We start from the raw sequence: 18617 nt of genomic DNA, 5'->3' as shown, positions 1-18617 counted from the left end.
TTTAAATCCGATAAGTTTAATATGATTTTGTTTGAACTTATCTTAGCATTACCCGAGCCGGGGTGTCAATCGGATCGCGCAGATCGCAAGAAACTCACTTATTCATAGGACTGGCGGAAGTACGCATGGGTGGTAACCCGGCCCTCCCACTCTTTCATAAACCGATGATTCCCCAGATCACCTTCGTCACACGCCTCGTCATCCCCGCACAACATGCCGCTTTCCTCATCGCTCTCATTGGTTACGACTTCTTCCAGGCTTCCCCGAGAGTTGCTGTTCAGCAAATACCTCCGGGTCAGCTCCGATTCATATTTTCCCACTGGCTCTGCCTCCCGCAACTTTAGTGTGATTGTGTGCAGACCGCCTTGTCGCCATCAAATCGATTTTCAGCCTGATTGCCGGCGCCTGCCGTTTTGCTTATAGAGTAGTTTTTGGAGGGAGGGACGCTTTTTATTCCTTGTTCAAGGAATGTTCATGATCCATTAGTTCTGTTCCGCTTCCACTTCTGCCGTGCCTCGGTCCCTTGCGAATGGGACAAACTATGAAGTATACTACGGAAGAAACTGGGAGGAGAGATACAACCATGTACATCCACGAAATGATCGGCGAAACGAAACGGCTACGACAACAAATGACGCCGGAGAACGAAGCATATTTCGGGGAAATGGTCTTGTACTTCCGTTCCGGCTCCAGCTCGCTTAGTGAAGCCAAAGGGGAAGAACTCCTGCTGGACATCGCCCGGCAAATCATCAAAAATCAAGCCAAAGGCATCTCGGCGGCAGAACGCTTCGGCCCCGATCCGAAGGCTTATTGTGCGGAGCTGGCGGAGGACGTAAAGGCACGGAAGCCCCGGACGCTGAAGGACAAAATCAAATATTATACGATGATCCCCTGGGTAGCTTTGACCTGGGTCTTCTTTATTTATATGATCACCGGTTTCTTCAGCAAATGGTTTGGCGGGGAGCTCGAATATACACAGATCAGCACCTCCTCGCTGTTGATCATCGCCGTACTGTCTATCGTGCTGATTGAGCTGGTCACTCGCTTCCTCGGCAATAGCTCCAAAGCCGTCGAAGGCCAGAAGGCCGCCGGAGGTGGAAGACCGGCAGGACCAGGAGCAAAACCAGGAATGCAGTCCAACTCAGGACCGCGCGGCTTTAATCTTCGTGCGTTCGGCACTTACATCGCCGTTGCCGCCGTGTTGATCATTGTTGGCACCGTATTAAACCGAATTATGCCGGCATTTACCGTTTCGCCTTGGGACAGCCTGATCTTGTTTGCCGTGGGACTGGCTGGGCAAATTTTCTTTTTTGGTCGCCGCTCGAAGAATTAAGCAGAAAAACCACAGAAGCCGCATCCCCCAAACGATCAAGAGGATGCGGCTTTTGCGGTTTATTTTTACATAAGGAGATCAAATCTCGATCCGTTTCTTCAGCAAATACGTTATCGCGTAAAACATCAAAGCCGCTACGACCACTTCAAGCAAGAACGGCCCAAGCGGAAGCAGATTCACCGATTCACTCGCCACTGCACCGTTCTCCTCGGCCATCCCGATATGAATGATTCCGAAGTTCGCAAAGGTACTATTCGTATCTCGAAAGATCAGGCTTTCCACCCAAGACAACCCGTTCTGAATGACAAAAAAGGAAATGATGCCGACCCACGTCCCGGCTTTGCCCCGGATGCTGACGCTGGCGCCAATCGTGATCGCCATAAAGACCGTTAGCACCAGCAGCGTATACACCCAAATGATGGTCAGGATGACGAACAGAGTGTTTTGGAGCCCGTTCGTCTCAATTTGAATAATGTTGATCGGTACCTGGGCGATCCGAAAATAGATCGCAGCATGAACCACGACAATCACCGCGATGATCAGCGCCACGAGCCAACTGAATACCAGGCAAGACAGGATCGTCCATACCGGATGCAGCGGGAGCAGACGGCGATGATAGGCTTTGATATTGTAGGCAAACGTTTTGCAGGACTGCACGACCATAATGATAGCAGCGGTAAAATAAAGAACGGTGGTTAAGCCAAAGATCGTCTCCGCATCCCAATGGCGAAGGTTGCCTGTGATCGACAGCAGTCCTTGCACGATGACCAGGATCGCAGCCAGCCCCAGCACGGTATTGGCATTTTGTTTGATATCGTACTTCAGCAGCTTTCTCATTTACGCGAACACCTCTCTGAACATGTCATCGACGCTCTTGCCATAGCGAATCCGCAGGTTCTCCACTTCCTCCTGCATGACAACCTCGCCGCTGCGGATAAAGATTACCTCATCGAAAATCCGCTCAATATCCGAAACCAGATGGGTAGAGATGACGAGGCTGCTCTCTTCGTTGTAAAATTCCACGATCGCATCCAAAATTTTGGTCCGGGCCACCGGGTCCACCCCGCCGATCGGCTCGTCAAGCAGATACAGCTTGGCATTTCTCGATAACGTTAACGTCAGTTGAAGCCGTTCGTTCATGCCCTTCGACAGGGAGCTGATTTTGTCCTTCTCATTCAGATTCATAAAGTCCAGCATCGTGCCGGCCTTCTCCTCATCGAAATCCGGGTAGAAATCGCGGTAAAATCCAATTGCATCCCGCACCTTCATCCACGATTCCGTTAATGGACGATCGGGCATGAAGGAAACCAACGATCTCGTCGTTAGTCCCACCGGCGTTCCGTCCACCGACACCTTGCCTCCGGAAGGATGAATCAGGCCGGCGGCGATTTTCATCAGTGTGCTTTTGCCGCTGCCATTCGTGCCTAGCAGGCCAACGATCTTTCCTTTGCCGACGCTGAAGGACACGCCATGCAATGCCTTTTTGCTGCCGTACGATTTTGATAGGCCTTGTACTTCCAGTAGCGGTTTCATTGATGGTTGCCCTCCTTTAGCGTCGCTCATCCGTCTTTATGGCGTCGGCGACAAGCGCCGCAATATCCTCGTTGCTAAAGCCCAGCTCCTGCATGCCTCCGATAAAACGATCCAGCAGCTCACCGGCCATTTCTTTTTTGATGGTCATAATTTTCGTTTCCTCGCTTGTCACGTATCTTCCGAGTCCGCGTTTCGTTTCCACGATGGCTTCACGCTCCAATTCCTGAAAAGTCCGCTGCACGGTATTCGGATTAATTTGCAGCTCGGCCGCAAGCTCGCGTACCGACGGAATTTTGTCGCCGGCCTTCAATCGGCCAGTGACGATTTCCCTTTTTAAATAATTCATAATTTGTAGATAGATCGGCAGATTATTATCGAATTCGATGCTCACGTTCCTTGGCTCCTTTCCGCCGTGTGCCGCCGTTAGTGATTCTACCGGTCAAGCAACATCCCGTTTTTTAAACGTAACAAAGCTTACTGCAAGAAACAAGATCAAATAGGCGGCGATCACCACGGAGGAGAAGGTTAACGTCATGCCCGGCATCGGCGGATTCCCGTTTAGGTATACCGTTAAATCGGCGTTGGCGAAGATGAGATACTTGGCGAAGGCGTATCTCGAAAGCAAGGCCACCACCAGTTCCTCCAGCACAACAATGAACATGCCGATCCCAATTGTCGCTCCTGTCGAACGAGTCAGAATGCTTACTAGAAAAGTGATCGTAACGTAAACAACGGTATAAATGAACTGATACAAGGCGCTGGTTAGAACTTCGCTCCAGCCGATTCCCTGCACGCTGGCAGATCCGAATCCGTAGATCAGCCCGCCGCCCAACAGGGCAACCGCCAGTGAAAAGACGAAGAGAGACATCGTGAACAGCAGCACAGCCACGTATTTAGAGGCCAAGATACGGCTGCGATTTTGCGAGCGGATCAGCAGCAGCTTGATCGTCCCCAGACTGTGCTCCTTCGCCACAATCCCTGCGGTACAAATAATGACCAGCAAGGTCATCATTTGACCTAAGCCGTTTCGGGACATGGCCATTAACGCAAAATCCAGGAACCCTACCGACTGCTGCGAGAAAGTGTGCATCATGTACAGCATCCCGGCAATCGACGCGGCGATCAGCGTATAAGGGACGATAAAGCTGTCCTTCTTGGACATCTTAAGCCATTCGTTCACAACAAGCGGTGTAAATTTACGCAATTTGGTTTCCTCCCGTCCATTTCAAGAATTCGTCTTCCAACGATTGCTTAACTTCTTCGATCCGGTAGATGGCGATCCCTTCGCTGCCCAGCGCGCCAACGACGCGTGGGATATAGCTGTCGCGTACGGCGACCGTCACTTCGCCCCGTTCCGGAGACATCCCCAGCAGGCGGATTTCTTCCATCCGGATGAGTCGGGCTTTCGCCGCTTCGGCATCGCTGACCCGGAACGTCACGTTCACCCGTTCCTCGGTTTTCTCTGCCGCCTCACCTAGGGCGCGTTCGGTCACGAACTTCCCTTCCTGAATGACGACCACGCGGCTGCACATCAGCTCCATTTCGGCCAGCAAATGGCTGGAGACCAGCACAGCAATCCCTTCCTCGGCCGCAACGCGCTTCAGATAGTCGCGCATTTCCCGAATCCCGGCCGGATCCAGCCCGTTGGTCGGCTCATCGAGAATCAGAATCGACGGCCGATGCAATAAAGCCTGCGCGATGCCCAGGCGCTGACGCATGCCTAGCGAGTACGCTTTTACACGTTTTTTCATCGCCTTCTCCAAGCCTACCAGCCGGGTGACCTCCTGAATCCGCTCCTCCGTAATCCCTTCGCTCATTCGCGCGTACTGCTTCAGATTGTCATATCCGGTCATGTACGGGTAAAACTCTGGATTCTCAATAATCGCGCCAACGTGGGCGATCGCTTGGGTGAAATGATTCCGGATACTAAATCCTTTGATCTGGACATCGCCCTCCGTCATTCCGATCAGACCCACGATCATCCGAATCGTGGTCGTCTTCCCTGCACCGTTAGGTCCGAGCAGACCCACAATTTCTCCCCGTCGAATTTCGAAAGACAGCTTATCAACAATCCGTTTGCTGCCAATCGCCTTCGTCACCTGTTGTACCGACAAGACGACCGGCTTTTGTCCCTGCTCTTGTCCCTGCAATTTCGCCGCATCCGCTCCAAAGCCCGGGGCGACATTTTCAATAGACTGATGCTGCACGTTCACTTCATTCACTCCTTTTGATCGATGCTCTGTAATGTGATACTGGAATGCCATGTACCTGAATGCGAGTTCTTGATTGTGCTACGTTTCGATTCCATGGTTTCGAGTCGTTGTATTAGTGTTATAGTTAAATAGTACACTAGGTCATTGATATTGTCAACACTAACGGAACGTAGAGACGTTATTTGTCATTTCCCGCGGCATTTCCCGAGCTAACGGAACAGGGAGACCTTATTTTGGGAAAAAGGGGCCAATCCAGCGGCTTCCCGTTCAAATAGCGCTCCTGGGTTCCGTTAGAAATGGATGAGGGCCTTGTGACCTACGAATAAGGTCCGTACGTTCCGTTACAGTCACGTTCCCGATCCAGACCTCCATGCTAGAGTGAAAGGCTGGGCGGGGCCCAGCCCCTCCTCATCAAACCGTACGTGAGGTTTTCCCTCATACGGCTTTCCGATGTTCGTCATCATGAGCATGCAGATTACAAGAGCGTTTTAAGTCCATATTGAATAGACAAAGACTTCACTTCGCGCAGCGAACTCAACCATCGTCTGCGTTTGTGTTTCTTAGCATACCACTTCGCAAACCGCTGCCGGATATACCAATCCAACTTCGCCATCTTCCTCTGGCTGTAAGCTGTGTAGTAGTAATTGCGCCAGCCTTGAATCTTTGGATTCAGGTACTCCACGTGCTCTTCGAAACTCAGGCGTCGCATACCTGGCGGAGCTAATCGCTCTTTTACCCCTTCCCGTATTCGCTCTTCCGCCTTCCGGCACAACCACTGCTGGGTTGTGTAGTACACTTGGCCTTTGGATGTTTCGGCCTTCGTCTTTCGATGATGCATGCCCAGAAAATCGAAGCCTTCTTCCCCAGTCCAAAGTCCAACGATGCGCGTTTTCGTGGGGTGCAGGGTTAATTCCAGGCGTTCCATAATCGCTCGTATGAGTTCATAGGCCCGCTGTGCGTCCTTCTTCGTCTTGCAGATGATCACCAGATCATCTGCATAACGCGTCAGTTCCCCAAGCTTACCGCCATGTCGTTCCCACAGAAGATCAAAGTAATTCAGGTAGATGTTCGCCAGCAGTGGTGAGATCACTCCCCCTTGCGGTGTACCCAAGTCTGAGCGTCGGATGTTTCCTTCTTCCATCACTCCCGCACCTAACCACTTCCTCACCAACTTCAAGATTCGCCTGTCACTGATCCGCATTTCGATCAGCTTCATCAGTTTCTCCTGATTGATGTTGTCGAAGTAGCCTTGGATGTCGACGTCGACCACCCAATTTCCTTTGCGGTTGCATGCTTTCCGGATTCGCTCCAACGCCTGTTTCGCGCTCCGCTTAGGCCGAAAACCGAAAGACGTGTCCTGAAAATCCGCCTCGAAAATGGGTTCCATGACGAGTTTGGTCGCCATCTGGATGACGCGGTCTCTCACCGTCGGGATCCCCAGCGGTCGCAGTTTGCCATCTTTCTTCGGGATGTAGTGGCGTCTAACGGGTTGTGGATGGTACTTCCCTTCTTTCAGTAGCCGTTGACATTCAAGCACAAAACGCATTTCTCCCTGTTTCTCGATGTCTGCCAACGTCTCTCCATCCACTCCTGCCGAGCCCTCGTTGGCTCGTACCCTTCGCCACGCTTCCCATAAGATGTCTACCCGATAGACCTTGTCGTACAGCGCGTGAAATCTTCGCTTCTTGTTCTCCTTGGCCGCATGACCGAGTTTCCCTTGGAGTTCTTGAACGTTTTCCTCTGGTGTTGTTAGCCGTTTGGCATTCACTGACTCGTACCTCCTCAAGAAACTTGAACAAAGCAGGGCTCCTTCCCTCCCGCAGGTTGTGTTGTCCTGCGTTCCACGGTACTATGAGCCCCTCGGACTCCCTTCCTGCAGACCGTTCACTTCACCTCTGGGGCTTATAGAAGGCCTCTTTACGGTTTCTGCAACCGTGCAGGGGAGGGCCTCCCCAGTTCACTGCATCCTCTTTCATACCATGCCGTTCCCTCTACGCCGGAGGATTCTTCACTGCCGCTCCAAGTTCTAGGCAGCTTCCATGGCCTTCGTCCATGTACGCGGGACTCGGCTTCCTCTTTTCCCTCTTGCGAGGCCTTTTTGACGACGCGGCAGGATTCACTTTCATGTTACGGCCTGGTATGTTGCTCGCCCTGCCTCTGACAGGTACTTTCGTCGATACGCTTCTACGTACAGATTTCGCCATACGTAGGTATCCTAGCTACGCGGGGGCTTGGCCCTTCCCGCGACCGGACTTTCACCGGCTAGAAGATGCGTGCTTAGCTGGGCACGCCATACCAAAAAGCCCTCCCCGACCAAAGTCGAAGAGGGCTGTTCGCCTCTAATTTTTTCGCTTCCAGCTTATATCAGCAAATTAAACAAATTCAAATCCCGATTCAGCTCGGTATATACGATGCCTTTCGCGGACATGCGCCCGATCAATGGTTCGTAATCCGCTTTGTCGCTCAGCTCGATGCCAACCAAGGCCGGGCCGTTCTCTTTGTTGTGCTTCTTCGTGTACTCGAACCGCGTGATGTCGTCGTTTGGCCCCAGCACCTCTTCCAAGAATTCGCGAAGCGCTCCGGCCCGCTGCGGGAAATTAATCAAGAAATAGTGCTTCAGCCCTTCATAGATCAGTGACCGTTCCTTCATTTCCTGCATCCGGTCGATGTCGTTGTTACCGCCGCTGATGACACAGACCACCGTCTTCCCGCGGATTTGGTCACGGTACATATCGAGTGCCGAGACTGGCAACGCCCCTGCTGGTTCTACAACGATGGCACTATCGTTGTAGAGCTCCAAAATCGTCGTACATGCCTTGCCTTCCGGAACCTGAACGATGTCGTCCAGGAGGTTGGCGCAAATTTCGTAATTCAAATCGCCAACCCGCTTCACCGCCGCGCCGTCCACAAATTTATCGATCGATTCCAGCGTGACAACCTGCTTCTGCCTTAACGCTTCCGTCATGGACGCCGCACCGGACGGTTCAACGCCGATGATCTTCGTATCAGGGCTTACCGTCTTCAAGTAAGTCCCGATGCCCGACACCAACCCGCCGCCGCCGATGGTGACGAAGACGTAATCCGCCGGTGTAGTCAGGCTTTCCATAATCTCCATGCCGATCGTCCCGTTCCCGGCAACAATCTTCGGATCGTCAAACGGGTGAATGAACGTCATCCCGCCTTCCTGGCAGGCTTTCATCGCCTCCGCATAAGCATCATCGTAGGTGTCACCGATCAGAACGACCTCCACATGCTCGCCGCCAAATCTTTTGACCTGCTTGATTTTCTGGTTCGGTGTCGTGCTGGGCATATAGATTTTCCCTTGAATGCCTAGCGCATTGCAGGAGAACGCTACGCCCTGCGCATGGTTGCCGGCGCTCGCGCACACGATTCCGCGCTTCAGATCTTCGGGCTGCAGGCTGCGAATCATGTTGTACGCCCCACGGATCTTGAAGGAGCGCACGACCTGCAGATCCTCCCTTTTTAAATACACATTGCATTCATATCTAGCCGATAACGTTGCGTCGAGCTGCAACGGAGTTCGGATGACCACTTCCTTCAGCACGTGATGCGCTTTGACGATGTCTTCCATGCCTACCGTTTGTCGTTCCGCCTGATTCATCTATTTCTCCTCGCTTTAACTGAGTTCTCTCATTCTAATAAAGGTACACCTGAAACCGCCTCCGGTTCAAGTTATTTTGTACAGTCAGGGAAACGCCCCTCCGTACGGGCAAATGCTCCCGGCTCGGAAGGGCGTTTACGTTCGAACCTATAGCTTAACGTTTCTTTGGTATTAGACGGTCATCGGTATGACCTTTCGAGTTCGTCTCTTGGGACAGCTCGGTCAGCTCCCATTCCATCGTGCCGTACACGGGGTCGGAAGGGAACTCCTCGCCTTTTTGCAAATAGACTTCCCGTCCCAGCTCATCCCGGTAAACGCCGTCGACTTCCACTTCTTCGCGCGAGACCGGTAGCATTTCCTTCATTTTGTCGCTCATGATGATGCCGCCTCCCATTCGAGTATTACAGGGACTCAGAAGAAAATCCCCAATATCCCTTAACATGCTCGAAAGGGCAGCGGATTATCCTTGACGGATCATCTCACTAGACGAGCGCCTTCGCGGCAATATCCGACCGTTGATGCTTGCCCTCGAACGTAATGAGGTTCGCTGCCTCATAGGCTTTGTCCCGGGCTTCGGCAATCGATTGTCCCAGGCCAACCACGCCAAGCACACGCCCGCCGTTCGTGACCCACTCGCCTGCTTCGTTCTTCGACGTGCCGGCATGGAACACCAACGCCCCTGCAGCCTGCGCTTCCTCCAGCCCGCGGATCGGCAGGCCCTTCGGATAGGAAGCCGGATAACCGCCGGAGGCCAGCACAACGCAAACCGCCGCTTCCTCGCTCCACTCGATATCTACTTGATCCAACGTCCCATTTACCGCTGCCAAGAAAATCTCCAGCAGATCACTCTTCAAACGCGGCAGAACAACCTGGGTTTCCGGATCGCCAAAACGGGCGTTAAATTCGATTGTCTTCGGTTTGCCGTCCGGCGTAATCATCAACCCCGCAAACAGCACGCCGCGGAACGGCCGGCCTTCCGCAACCATGGCCTTCGCGGTTGGTTTGATGATCGTTTCGATAGCCTCTTCGATAATCGAATCCGCGATATGCGGCAACGGGGAGTAGGTTCCCATGCCGCCGGTGTTCGGGCCTTTGTCACCGTCATACACCTGTTTGTGGTCTTGCGCCGCAACCATAGGACGGACGGTTTCCCCGTCGACAAACGACAGGATCGACATTTCCTGTCCTTCAAGAAACTCCTCGATCACGACCTGGCTGCCGGATTCGCCAAACACTTTGTCAACCATGATGTTCTTTAGAGCTGTTTCCGCCTCTTCGCGAGTGAAGGCGACCGTTACACCTTTGCCTGCGGCAAGTCCGTCCGCTTTAATCACGATTGGCACCGGACGGCTTTGGAGATACTTAAGCGCCTGCTCGTAGTTGTCGAACTTTTCGTATGCGGCGGTCGGAATGTTGTATTTTTTCAGCAGATCCTTCATAAAAGTCTTGCTGCCCTCGATATGCGCAGCATTCTTACGCGGGCCAAATACCGGGATGTTCTTGGCTTCGAACACATCCACGATGCCGTCTGCGAGCGGATCGTCCGGACCTACGACGACCAGGCCCACACGCTTCTCCTCCGCAAAAGCCGCCAGCTTATCGAATTCGTTCACCTGAATCGGCACCAGCTCGGCGATTTGTCCGATCCCCGCGTTCCCCGGAGCGCAATAAATCTTATCGGCCTTCGGGCTTTTCGCCAGGCTCCAGCAGATCGCGTGCTCACGCCCTCCGGCGCCAATCACCAAAATATCCATAGTCTCCTCCCTCGCTTCTGAATAGTTAGTTAACTAAATGAAATAACTTGAAATTCTACTGTTAATTTTGCACCTTACCCGCATTTGAACGAAACTAACTGGAAAATGTACCGCTAATTTAAGCTCAAAACGTTGATGAAGGCATTTTCGCTCAAATTAACGGCAGGTTTTACAGTTAAGTAGGCAAAATCAAGCGTTACGGCTGAAATAACAGTAGGTTTTACAGCTATTTGCCCACGCACGTTTGTGCGTCTGCGAAAAGACGGCAGGCCGCCGCAGCGGTCTGCCGTTTGCCTTTAACCTAGTGTTTGAAATGGCGCACGCCGGTGAAGACCATCGCGATGCCGTGCTCGTTGGCAACTTTGATGGACTCCTCGTCCTTCACGGAGCCGCCCGGTTGGATAATCGCCGTGATCCCGGCTTTGGCAGCTGCTTCGACCGTGTCGCCCATCGGGAAGAACGCGTCCGACGCCAAGACGCTGCCTTTCGCTTTCTCTCCCGCTTGCTCGATCGCGATCTTCGCTGCACCTACGCGGTTCATTTGCCCCGCGCCAACGCCAATGGTCATATCGTCCTTCGCCAAGACAATCGCGTTCGACTTCACATGTTTAACCACTTTCCAGCCAAACAGCAGCTGTTTCAACTCTTCTTCGGTTGGCTTGCGATCGGTCACGACCGTCAAGTCGGACTCTTTCAGCGTATGCACATCGCTTTCTTGCACGACCATCCCGCCGTCGATCGAGGTGACAACAAACTGGCTGCTGCGGCTTGCGCCCAGCTCCAGACCGCCAAGCTTCAGCAAACGGAGGTTTTTCTTCTTCGTGAGAATCTCCAGCGCTTCTTCCGTGAAGCCTGGTGCCAAAATAATCTCCAGGAAAATCTCCTTCATCAGCATCGCCGTATCTGCATCAATGATGCGGTTGGCAGCGACGATCCCGCCGAAGATCGATACCGGATCGGCCTCGTACGCTTTCTTGTAAGCTTCCAATACGCTGGCGCCCACGCCAACGCCGCAAGGATTCATATGCTTGACCGCGACGACCGCCGGCTCGTCAAATTCCTTAACGATTTGCAGCGCCGCGTTCGCATCGTTGATGTTATTATAGGAAAGCTCCTTGCCGTGGAGTTGCTCTGCATTCGTCAGCGTGTCCGCTGCTGCCAACGGTTTGCGGTAAAACGCCGCTTTTTGATGCGGATTTTCGCCATAACGCAAATCTTGGATTTTCTCGTAGGTGACCGTGAAACGCTCTGGCAACGGATCGCCCGTCACCTTCGACAAATAATCGGAGATCAAGGCATCGTAAGCCGCCGTATGGCGGAAAACTTTGGCCGCAAGCCGTTTACGCGTTTCCAATGTCGTATCACCGCTCGTACGTACTTCCTCGAGCACGGTCCCATAGTCAGCCGCATCGACAATAACGGTAACAAACGCATGGTTTTTCGCAGCCGAACGAAGCATTGTCGGTCCGCCGATGTCGATATTTTCGATGGCGTCCTCATAGGTGACATCCGGCTTTGCAATCGTTTCTTGGAACGGGTAGAGGTTAACGACCACGAGGTCGATATAGTCCAATCCCAGTTCCTTCATCTGTGCTTGGTGCTCCTCGCTGTCGCGCACCGCCAGCAGCCCGCTATGCACGGCAGGATGCAGCGTTTTAACGCGTCCGTCGAGGATTTCCGGGAACCCGGTGACATCGGAAATTCCGATCACCGGTACGCCTTCCTTCGCCAGCAGGTTTTTTGTGCCCCCCGTCGAAATGATTTCCACACCCAGCTGCGACAGCTCGCGGCAAAAATCCACGATACCTGTTTTATCCGACACGCTTACGAGCGCTCTTTTCATACTCACAATCGGCTCCTCCTTTATTTTGGCGAATCCTGCCCCCGATATTTCTCGGGAAATATCGAAACCCTGCATCTGTTCTAAAAGCTATCCGATAATCCTGAAAACTCCTGTAGACAAGCGCTTTTTCGGCGCTGTCTATTCCGACAGAATCGTCACTTTTCTTCCTTCCACGCGCACGCGGTTCTTCGCGAACCACGACACGACCTGCGGATATAAGCGCCCTTCGGCCGCATGGATCTTGGCTTCGAGCGATTCCAGCGTATCGTCCGCCGTAATCTCCACCGCCGCCTGAGCAACCACTGCGCCGGTGTCCATGCCGCCGTCAACCAAATGAACCGTAACTCCCGTCATTTTTACGCCGTAGTCCCAAGCCTGCCCAATCGCATTTTTTCCCGGAAAAGCCGGCAGTAACGATGGATGAATATTAATCATGCGCCCGGCGTACGGCTCAACCAACACCGAAGTGAGCAACCGCATGTATCCGGCCAGCACAACCAAATCGATTTGGCGCTTGTCCAGCTCGGCAGCAATTTCCGCCTCATAATCTTCTCGACGCGCATAGGCCTTCGGGTCAAAAAGATAGCATTCCACGCCGGCTTGGCGGGCCCGTTCGACGACAAAGGCCTGCGGCTTATCGCAAACGAGCAACACAATCTCAGCGTCCAGCTCGCCCGACCGCGTCGCGTCGAGCAAATTCTGAAAATTACTGCCGTTCCCCGAGGCAAACACGGCAATCCGGTATTTCGCTCCCATTAGACATCCGCTCCTGCAAAAGTCACGACCCGCTGTCCTTCCGTCACTTTACCGATCACGTAAGGCGTTTCTCCTGCTTGTTCCAACGCAGCGACCGCAGCCTCAGCCTGATCCTCCGCCACAACAATCACGAGCCCGATGCCCATGTTAAACGTCGTAAACATATCGCGGTTGCTCACGTTCCCTGTCTTCTGCAGCAAGTCGAAGATCGGCAAAATCGGCCAAGACCCGTAGTTGATCTCCACGTTTACGCCTTCCGGCAGAACGCGAGGGATATTCTCGATGAAGCCGCCGCCCGTAATGTGAGCCATCCCCTTCACATCCACCTGCTCCAGCAGGGACAATACCGGCTTCACATACAGCTTGGTTGGCGTGAGCAACACGTCGCCCAACGACTCCCCGCCTAACTCCGGCAGCTTGTCGGTCAAAGCGTAGCCCGCTTCTTCCAGCAAGAGCTTGCGAACCAGCGAGAACCCGTTGCTGTGCACGCCGCTGGACGCCAGACCAATCACCGTGTCGCCAGGGGTAATGCGGCTGCCGTTTACGATCTTGCTCTTGTCAACGACACCCACCGTAAACCCGGCGATGTCGTACTCGCCTTCACTGTACATGCCCGGCATCTCAGCGGTCTCGCCGCCGATCAATGCGCAGCCCGACCTACTGCAGCCTTCCGCGATGCCGGCGACAATGGCCTCGATTTTTTCAGGGACAACCTTATCGCACGCCAAATAATCGAGGAAAAAGAGCGGCTCCGCCCCCTGCACGACGATATCGTTTACGCACATCGCTACCGCATCGATGCCGATCGTATCGTGCTTATCCATCGCAAAGGCAATTTTCAGCTTCGTGCCCACGCCGTCCGTTCCCGACACGAGCACCGGCTCCGCGTACTTGTCCTTGTTCAATCCGAACAAAGCGCCAAATCCGCCAAGATCGGTCATCACTTCCGGCCGGAACGTCCGTTTGACGTGCTTTTTCATGCGCTCTACCGCTTCATTCCCGGCTGCGATATCGACGCCGGCTTTCTTATATGCTTCAGACACGAGAGGGACCCACTCCTTTAACTTTTTGAACACGAGGAAACCATTTATCCAATCAATTCATCACGTGAAATAAGTCGAATCTACGCAAAACACCCGTCACGAGTCGGATGGCACAAGACACGAATCGCTAAACGCTAACGAATTCAGCAAGTGCACCCAAACTTCTCTTCCCCGTCGAAATCCGTCCGGGTCGGATAATCGTTGTCGAAGCAGGCCATGCAGAGGCCGCCCTTGTAGTCCGTCGCGTTATCCCCGCCCACCGCCTGGATCAGCCCCTGCGGGCTGAGAAACTCCAGCGAATCGGCATTGATCTCCTTGCAGATCTCTTCCACCGATTTGTAGGAGGCGATCAGCTCACCGCGATCCGGCGTATCGATGCCGTAGAAGCAAGGGTTCTTGAACGGCGGCGAGGTGATGCGGACATGCACCTCCGTCGCGCCGGCTTCGCGCAGCAGATTGACGATCCGTCGCGAGGTCGTGCCGCGAACGATCGAATCGTCGATCATCACAACGCGCTTGCCTTCTACAACGCGGCGCACCGCGCTCAGCTTCATCTTTACGCCTTGCTCACGCAGCTCTTGGCTTGGTTGAATGAACGTGCGGCCAGTGTATTTATTTTTGATCAAGCCCAGCTCGTAAGGGATGCCGGTCTGCTCCGCATAGCCAATCGCGGCGGAAATACTGGAGTCCGGAACGCCGGTGACCACATCTGCGTCGACAAAAGACTCCTGCGCCATCACCTGCCCCATCCGCTTGCGGCTGGCATGCAGGTTCGAGCCGTTCATGTCGCTGTCAGGACGCGCGAAGTAAATGTACTCCATCGCGCACAACGCCTTCCGCTCCAGCTCGGCATAACGCTCCTCGCGGAGGCCGTCCTTATCCAGCACCAGCATTTCACCGGGCTGGATTTCGCGAATCGTCTCCGCGCCAACGACCTCGAACGCGCACGTCTCAGACGAGAACAGGTACGCGTTGCCTAGCCGCCCCATCACAAGCGGGCGCAAGCCGTTCGGATCGCTGGCCACGATCAGCTTGTCGTTCGTCAGCAGCAGGAAAGCGAAGCCTCCAACCAGCTGACGAAGGGCGTCCTTTGCCGCCTCGACGAAATCCTTCGGCGAGCGGGCGATCAAGTGCGCGATCACTTCCGTATCGCTGGTCGTTTGAAAGATCGAGCCGCTTTGCTCGAGCTGGCGGCGGATTTTCGGCGCATTCACGATGTTGCCGTTCGTTGCCACTGCCAGATCGCCGTCGCGGTATTTGAAGATCAGCGGCTGCGCGTTCGTTAACTTGCTGTCTCCGCTCGTCGAATAGCGGACGTGGCCGATCGAACGGTCCCCGCGCAGCGAAGCCAGCTTGTCGCGGTCGAACACTTCCTTAACCAGGCCCATACCGCGGTGGTAATGAAAGTCCTCCCCATCGGTGGCGCAGATTCCCGCGCTTTCTTCCCCCCGGTGCTGCAAGGCGTGCAGCCCGTAGTAGGAGAGAGAGGCGGCTTCAGCATGACCAAATACGCCAAACACGCCGCATTCCTCGCGTAACGTATCAAACGGATCCGCATGCCCCGCCCCTTCGTTATAGTAGTCTCCGGTCCAAAGTCTCTGCGCTGGTTTTATTGCATCAGACATGGAATGACATCCTCCCAGACGCGTTTCAGCTGTTCCACCGGCTTGCTCAGAACCTCCGTTCCGTTTACAGCAATGCTCAGTTCCGATCCTTCCACGACCCCGATCCGCGCCGCAGGCACGCCGCGTTCCGCGAGCAGCTTCTCCAGCGCCTCCGCCTTCTCCGGCGAAGCCGACAGCAGAATCCGAGACTGCGATTCGCTGAACAGCGCAAAGTCAGGGCGCAGCTCGCTGGCGATATCAACCTTGGCGCCAATTCCGCCGCTGATGCACGATTCAGCCAACGCAACCGCGAGGCCGCCTTCGGACAAGTCGTGCGCCGAACGCACCAGCCCGCCTTGGATCGCTTCCAGCACGGCGCCAAGCAGCTTTTTCTCCACCTCTAAATCAAGCTGTGGCGGACGGCCTTCTACAACGCCATGTACGACCGCCTGGAATTCGCTGCCGCCGAGTTCCGCTTTCGTCTCACCCAGCAGGAACACGACATCCCCGGCCGATTTAAAGTCTTGGGTCGTAATATGATCGGTATCGTGCACCAGCCCAACCATGCCTACAACTGGCGTTGGGTAGATGGCGCCTTTGGCGTTCTCATTGTACAAGCTGACGTTCCCGCCGATAACTGGAGTGTCCAGCACGCGGCAAGCTTCCGCCATCCCATCAACTGCCCGTTCCATCTGCCAGAAAATATCCGGTTTCTCCGGGCTGCCAAAATTCAGGTTGTCGGTGATTGCCAGAGGCTCTGCGCCGGAGCAAACGATGTTGCGCGCCGCTTCGCTGACCGCAATCCGTCCGCCCACTTCCGGATCCAGGTACACGAACCGTCCGTTGCAGTCGGTCGTCATCGCCAGCGCCTTGCGCGTGCCGTGAACGGTGACCACTGCAGCGTCCGAACCCGGACGAACCGCCGTACTCGTGCGGACCATGTAATCGTATTGGTTGTACACCCACGCTTTACTTGCGACCGAAGGCGAAGACAGCACTTTCTCCAGCGCCGCGCCCAAATCGCGAACTTCTTCGTAGCGGGTGGTGTCGACCGATTCATTTTGCACATAATAAGCAGGAACTGCCGAAGGCTTCTCATAGATTGGACATTCGTCCACCAGCGCCTTCACCGGCATATCGCCGACCAGCTCGCCATGATGGAACAGCTTCAGACGGCCGTCGTCCGTAACTTTACCAACCTTCGCACAGATGACGCCCCAACGCTCAAAAATCTCCCGCGCCTTCGCCTCATCCTTCGGCTCAACGACGAACAGCATCCGCTCCTGCGATTCCGACAGCATCATTTCATAAGCCGTCATGCCTTCCTCGCGTTGCGGCACCTCGTCCAGGTACAGCTCCAGACCGTTGCCGGCTTTGCTGGCCATTTCCGCGCTGGAGCAGGTCAAGCCTGCTGCGCCCATGTCCTGGATCCCCAGCACGATACCACTGTCGATCAATTCAAGACAAGCCTCCATGACGAGCTTCTCCATGAACGGGTCACCCACTTGCACCGCCGTCCGCTTCGCTTCGGATTCCTCCGTCAGCTCCTCCGAAGCAAACGTAGCGCCATGGATGCCGTCCCGGCCCGTTGGCGGCCCTACGTAAAACACCGGATTGCCGACGCCTTTCGCAACCCCGCGTTGGATTTTGTCATGGTCGATCAGCCCGACGCACATCGCATTGACCAGCGGATTGCCTTCGTAGCTCTCGTCGAACACCACTTCCCCGCCAACCGTCGGAATGCCGATGCAGTTGCCGTAGCCCGCGATCCCGGATACGACATGCTCGAACAGATATTTCACGCGCTCGCTTTCCAGCTTGCCAAATCGCAAGGAGTTCAGCAGCGCCACAGGTCTTGCCCCCATGGAAAAAATATCGCGAATAATCCCGCCCACGCCTGTTGCGGCGCCTTGATACGGCTCCACGGCCGAGGGGTGATTATGACTTTCGATTTTAAAGACAACCGCTTGGTTGTCGCCGATATCCACGATCCCGGCGCCTTCGCCTGGGCCCATCAGCACGCGCGGGCCGCTGGTTGGAAACCGCCGCAGCAGCGGCTTCGAGTTTTTGTAGGCGCAGTGCTCGGACCACATGACGCTAAACACGCCAATTTCCGTATAATTCGGCTTCCGCCCAAGGAATCCGCAAATCAGTTCGTATTCGCTGTCGGAAACGCCCATCTGTTTGTAAATTTTCTGCTCTGCAATTTGTTCTGCACTTGGTTCCTTAGCGGACACTTGCTGACTCATGCCGATCCCTCCAAGCTTTCAAAATGGATGTAAACATCTTCTTGCCGTCCGTCGAACCCAGCAAATCGCTGACCGCCCGCTCCGGGTGCGGCATCATGCCGACGACGTTTCCGCGTTCGTTGGAAATGCCGGCGATGTCGTCCACCGAGCCGTTCGGATTTTGAACATACCGGAAAATAATTTGGTTATTCCGCTTCAACTGCTCCAAAGTCGCTTCATCGCAATAATAGTTGCCTTCGCCATGTGCGATTGGAATCGTAATCACTTCACCCTTCGCATAGAGCGACGTAAACGGATTTTCGTTGTTCTCCACGCGCAGCTCGGTGTCATGACAACGGAATTTCAGCGACATGTTGCGGCGCAGCGTGCCTGGCAACAGTCCAGCTTCCGTTAGGATTTGGAATCCGTTGCAAATCCCCAGCACGTATTTACCTTCCTCCGCAGCCTTGGCCACTTCCGCCATGACCGGTGCAAAACGGGAGATCGCCCCGCACCGCAGGTAGTCGCCGTAGGAGAACCCGCCGGGAACTAGGATGCAGTCGTAAGCAGACAAATCGGTGGCCGTATGCCACACATAGTCAACCGGTTCGCCCAACGTCTCTTCCACCGCTTTATAACAGTCGATATCGCAGTTGGAACCGGGGAATACGAGTACCGCGAATTTCAT

Annotated in this window: 17 protein-coding genes; 1 reads left to right on the top strand and 16 read right to left on the bottom strand. The window is 54.4% G+C overall.

The annotated features are described in order from the left end of the window. Positions 1-98 precede the first annotated feature (98 nt). Positions 99-320, bottom strand: coding sequence for a hypothetical protein (locus ACL02P_RS21840; RefSeq protein ID WP_036644877.1), 222 nt, complete (start codon positions 318-320; stop codon positions 99-101). A 263-nt stretch (positions 321-583) separates the two neighbouring features. On the opposite strand from ACL02P_RS21840, the gene ACL02P_RS21835 reads away from it, so the two are divergent. After that, positions 584-1333 carry a DUF1129 domain-containing protein gene (locus ACL02P_RS21835; protein ID WP_260070670.1) on the top strand — a complete coding sequence of 250 codons (750 nt, stop codon included), beginning with the start codon at positions 584-586 and terminating at the stop codon, positions 1331-1333. Between the two features lie 78 nt (positions 1334-1411). Here the strand turns inward: ACL02P_RS21835 and ACL02P_RS21830 are convergent, their stop codons facing one another. From ACL02P_RS21830 to purQ, 15 genes are all read right to left on the bottom strand, one after another. After that, the gene (locus ACL02P_RS21830) at positions 1412-2170 is read right to left on the bottom strand and encodes a hypothetical protein (RefSeq protein WP_323079216.1); all 759 of its coding nucleotides are present in this window, start codon (positions 2168-2170) and stop codon (positions 1412-1414) included. Then, positions 2171-2866, bottom strand: a complete 696-nt coding sequence (locus ACL02P_RS21825) for an ABC transporter ATP-binding protein (protein ID WP_260070672.1) — start codon at positions 2864-2866, stop codon at positions 2171-2173. Between the two features lie 16 nt (positions 2867-2882). Then, complete coding sequence (locus ACL02P_RS21820; protein WP_009224535.1) at positions 2883-3257, bottom strand: GntR family transcriptional regulator; 375 nt, start codon at positions 3255-3257, stop codon at positions 2883-2885. Positions 3258-3305: 48 nt separating this feature from the next. Beyond that, on the bottom strand, positions 3306-4070 hold the full coding sequence (locus ACL02P_RS21815; RefSeq protein WP_412838069.1) for an ABC transporter permease: 765 nt from the start codon (positions 4068-4070) through the stop codon (positions 3306-3308). Next, on the bottom strand, positions 4063-5079 hold the full coding sequence (locus tag ACL02P_RS21810) for an ABC transporter ATP-binding protein (protein ID WP_412838068.1): 1017 nt from the start codon (positions 5077-5079) through the stop codon (positions 4063-4065). Before ACL02P_RS21810 ends, ACL02P_RS21815 begins: the two co-directional genes overlap by 8 nt. A 475-nt stretch (positions 5080-5554) precedes the next feature. Further along, the gene (gene ltrA / locus ACL02P_RS21805) at positions 5555-6847 is read right to left on the bottom strand and encodes a group II intron reverse transcriptase/maturase (RefSeq protein ID WP_009226730.1); all 1293 of its coding nucleotides are present in this window, start codon (positions 6845-6847) and stop codon (positions 5555-5557) included. Between the two features lie 591 nt (positions 6848-7438). Continuing rightward, positions 7439-8701 (bottom strand): threonine ammonia-lyase IlvA, encoded by a 1263-nt coding sequence (gene ilvA, locus ACL02P_RS21800; protein WP_009224532.1) that lies wholly within the window; start codon positions 8699-8701, stop codon positions 7439-7441. A gap of 154 nt (positions 8702-8855) precedes the next feature. Further along, the gene (locus ACL02P_RS21795) at positions 8856-9077 is read right to left on the bottom strand and encodes a hypothetical protein (RefSeq protein ID WP_036644875.1); all 222 of its coding nucleotides are present in this window, start codon (positions 9075-9077) and stop codon (positions 8856-8858) included. Between the two features lie 106 nt (positions 9078-9183). Continuing rightward, positions 9184-10455 (bottom strand): phosphoribosylamine--glycine ligase, encoded by a 1272-nt coding sequence (purD, locus tag ACL02P_RS21790; RefSeq protein WP_412838067.1) that lies wholly within the window; start codon positions 10453-10455, stop codon positions 9184-9186. Positions 10456-10756: 301 nt separating this feature from the next. Further along, a complete protein-coding gene (gene purH, locus ACL02P_RS21785) occupies positions 10757-12304 on the bottom strand; it encodes a bifunctional phosphoribosylaminoimidazolecarboxamide formyltransferase/IMP cyclohydrolase (RefSeq protein ID WP_412838066.1) in 1548 nt (515 codons plus the stop codon). Between the two features lie 132 nt (positions 12305-12436). Further along, complete coding sequence (purN, locus tag ACL02P_RS21780; protein ID WP_323079223.1) at positions 12437-13054, bottom strand: phosphoribosylglycinamide formyltransferase; 618 nt, start codon at positions 13052-13054, stop codon at positions 12437-12439. Then, complete coding sequence (gene purM / locus ACL02P_RS21775) at positions 13054-14097, bottom strand: phosphoribosylformylglycinamidine cyclo-ligase (RefSeq protein ID WP_412838065.1); 1044 nt, start codon at positions 14095-14097, stop codon at positions 13054-13056. Before purM ends, purN begins: the two co-directional genes overlap by 1 nt. A gap of 143 nt (positions 14098-14240) precedes the next feature. Further along, the gene (gene purF, locus ACL02P_RS21770) at positions 14241-15722 is read right to left on the bottom strand and encodes an amidophosphoribosyltransferase (RefSeq protein ID WP_412838064.1); all 1482 of its coding nucleotides are present in this window, start codon (positions 15720-15722) and stop codon (positions 14241-14243) included. Continuing rightward, entirely contained in the window at positions 15707-17950 is a 2244-nt protein-coding gene (gene purL, locus ACL02P_RS21765; protein ID WP_260070680.1) for a phosphoribosylformylglycinamidine synthase subunit PurL, read from the bottom strand. Before purL ends, purF begins: the two co-directional genes overlap by 16 nt. Next, entirely contained in the window at positions 17928-18617 is a 690-nt protein-coding gene (gene purQ / locus ACL02P_RS21760; protein ID WP_009224524.1) for a phosphoribosylformylglycinamidine synthase subunit PurQ, read from the bottom strand. The genes purL and purQ overlap by 23 nt, the downstream gene beginning before the upstream one ends.

It is taken from the genome of Paenibacillus sp. MB22_1, assembly GCF_047200555.1.
Classification (GTDB): domain Bacteria; phylum Bacillota; class Bacilli; order Paenibacillales; family Paenibacillaceae; genus Fontibacillus; species Fontibacillus phoenicis.
The sequence above is the reverse complement of the archived record's forward strand: the minus strand, read 5'-3'. Positions and strand labels throughout refer to the sequence as shown.

What these genes read in the sequence shown, in the direction of transcription:
- ACL02P_RS21835 (WP_260070670.1), top strand. Translation starts at nt 584, where the DNA reads ATGTACATCCACGAAATGATCGGCGAAACGAAACGGCTACGACAACAA.
- ACL02P_RS21830 (WP_323079216.1), bottom strand. Translation starts at nt 2,170, where the DNA reads ATGAGAAAGCTGCTGAAGTACGATATCAAACAAAATGCCAATACCGTG.
- ACL02P_RS21825 (WP_260070672.1), bottom strand. Translation starts at nt 2,866, where the DNA reads ATGAAACCGCTACTGGAAGTACAAGGCCTATCAAAATCGTACGGCAGC.
- ilvA (WP_009224532.1), bottom strand. Translation starts at nt 8,701, where the DNA reads ATGAATCAGGCGGAACGACAAACGGTAGGCATGGAAGACATCGTCAAA.
- ACL02P_RS21795 (WP_036644875.1), bottom strand. Translation starts at nt 9,077, where the DNA reads ATGAGCGACAAAATGAAGGAAATGCTACCGGTCTCGCGCGAAGAAGTG.
- purD (WP_412838067.1), bottom strand. Translation starts at nt 10,455, where the DNA reads ATGGATATTTTGGTGATTGGCGCCGGAGGGCGTGAGCACGCGATCTGC.
- purN (WP_323079223.1), bottom strand. Translation starts at nt 13,054, where the DNA reads ATGGGAGCGAAATACCGGATTGCCGTGTTTGCCTCGGGGAACGGCAGT.
- purF (WP_412838064.1), bottom strand. Translation starts at nt 15,722, where the DNA reads ATGTCTGATGCAATAAAACCAGCGCAGAGACTTTGGACCGGAGACTAC.
- purL (WP_260070680.1), bottom strand. Translation starts at nt 17,950, where the DNA reads ATGAGTCAGCAAGTGTCCGCTAAGGAACCAAGTGCAGAACAAATTGCA.
- purQ (WP_009224524.1), bottom strand. Translation starts at nt 18,617, where the DNA reads ATGAAATTCGCGGTACTCGTATTCCCCGGTTCCAACTGCGATATCGAC.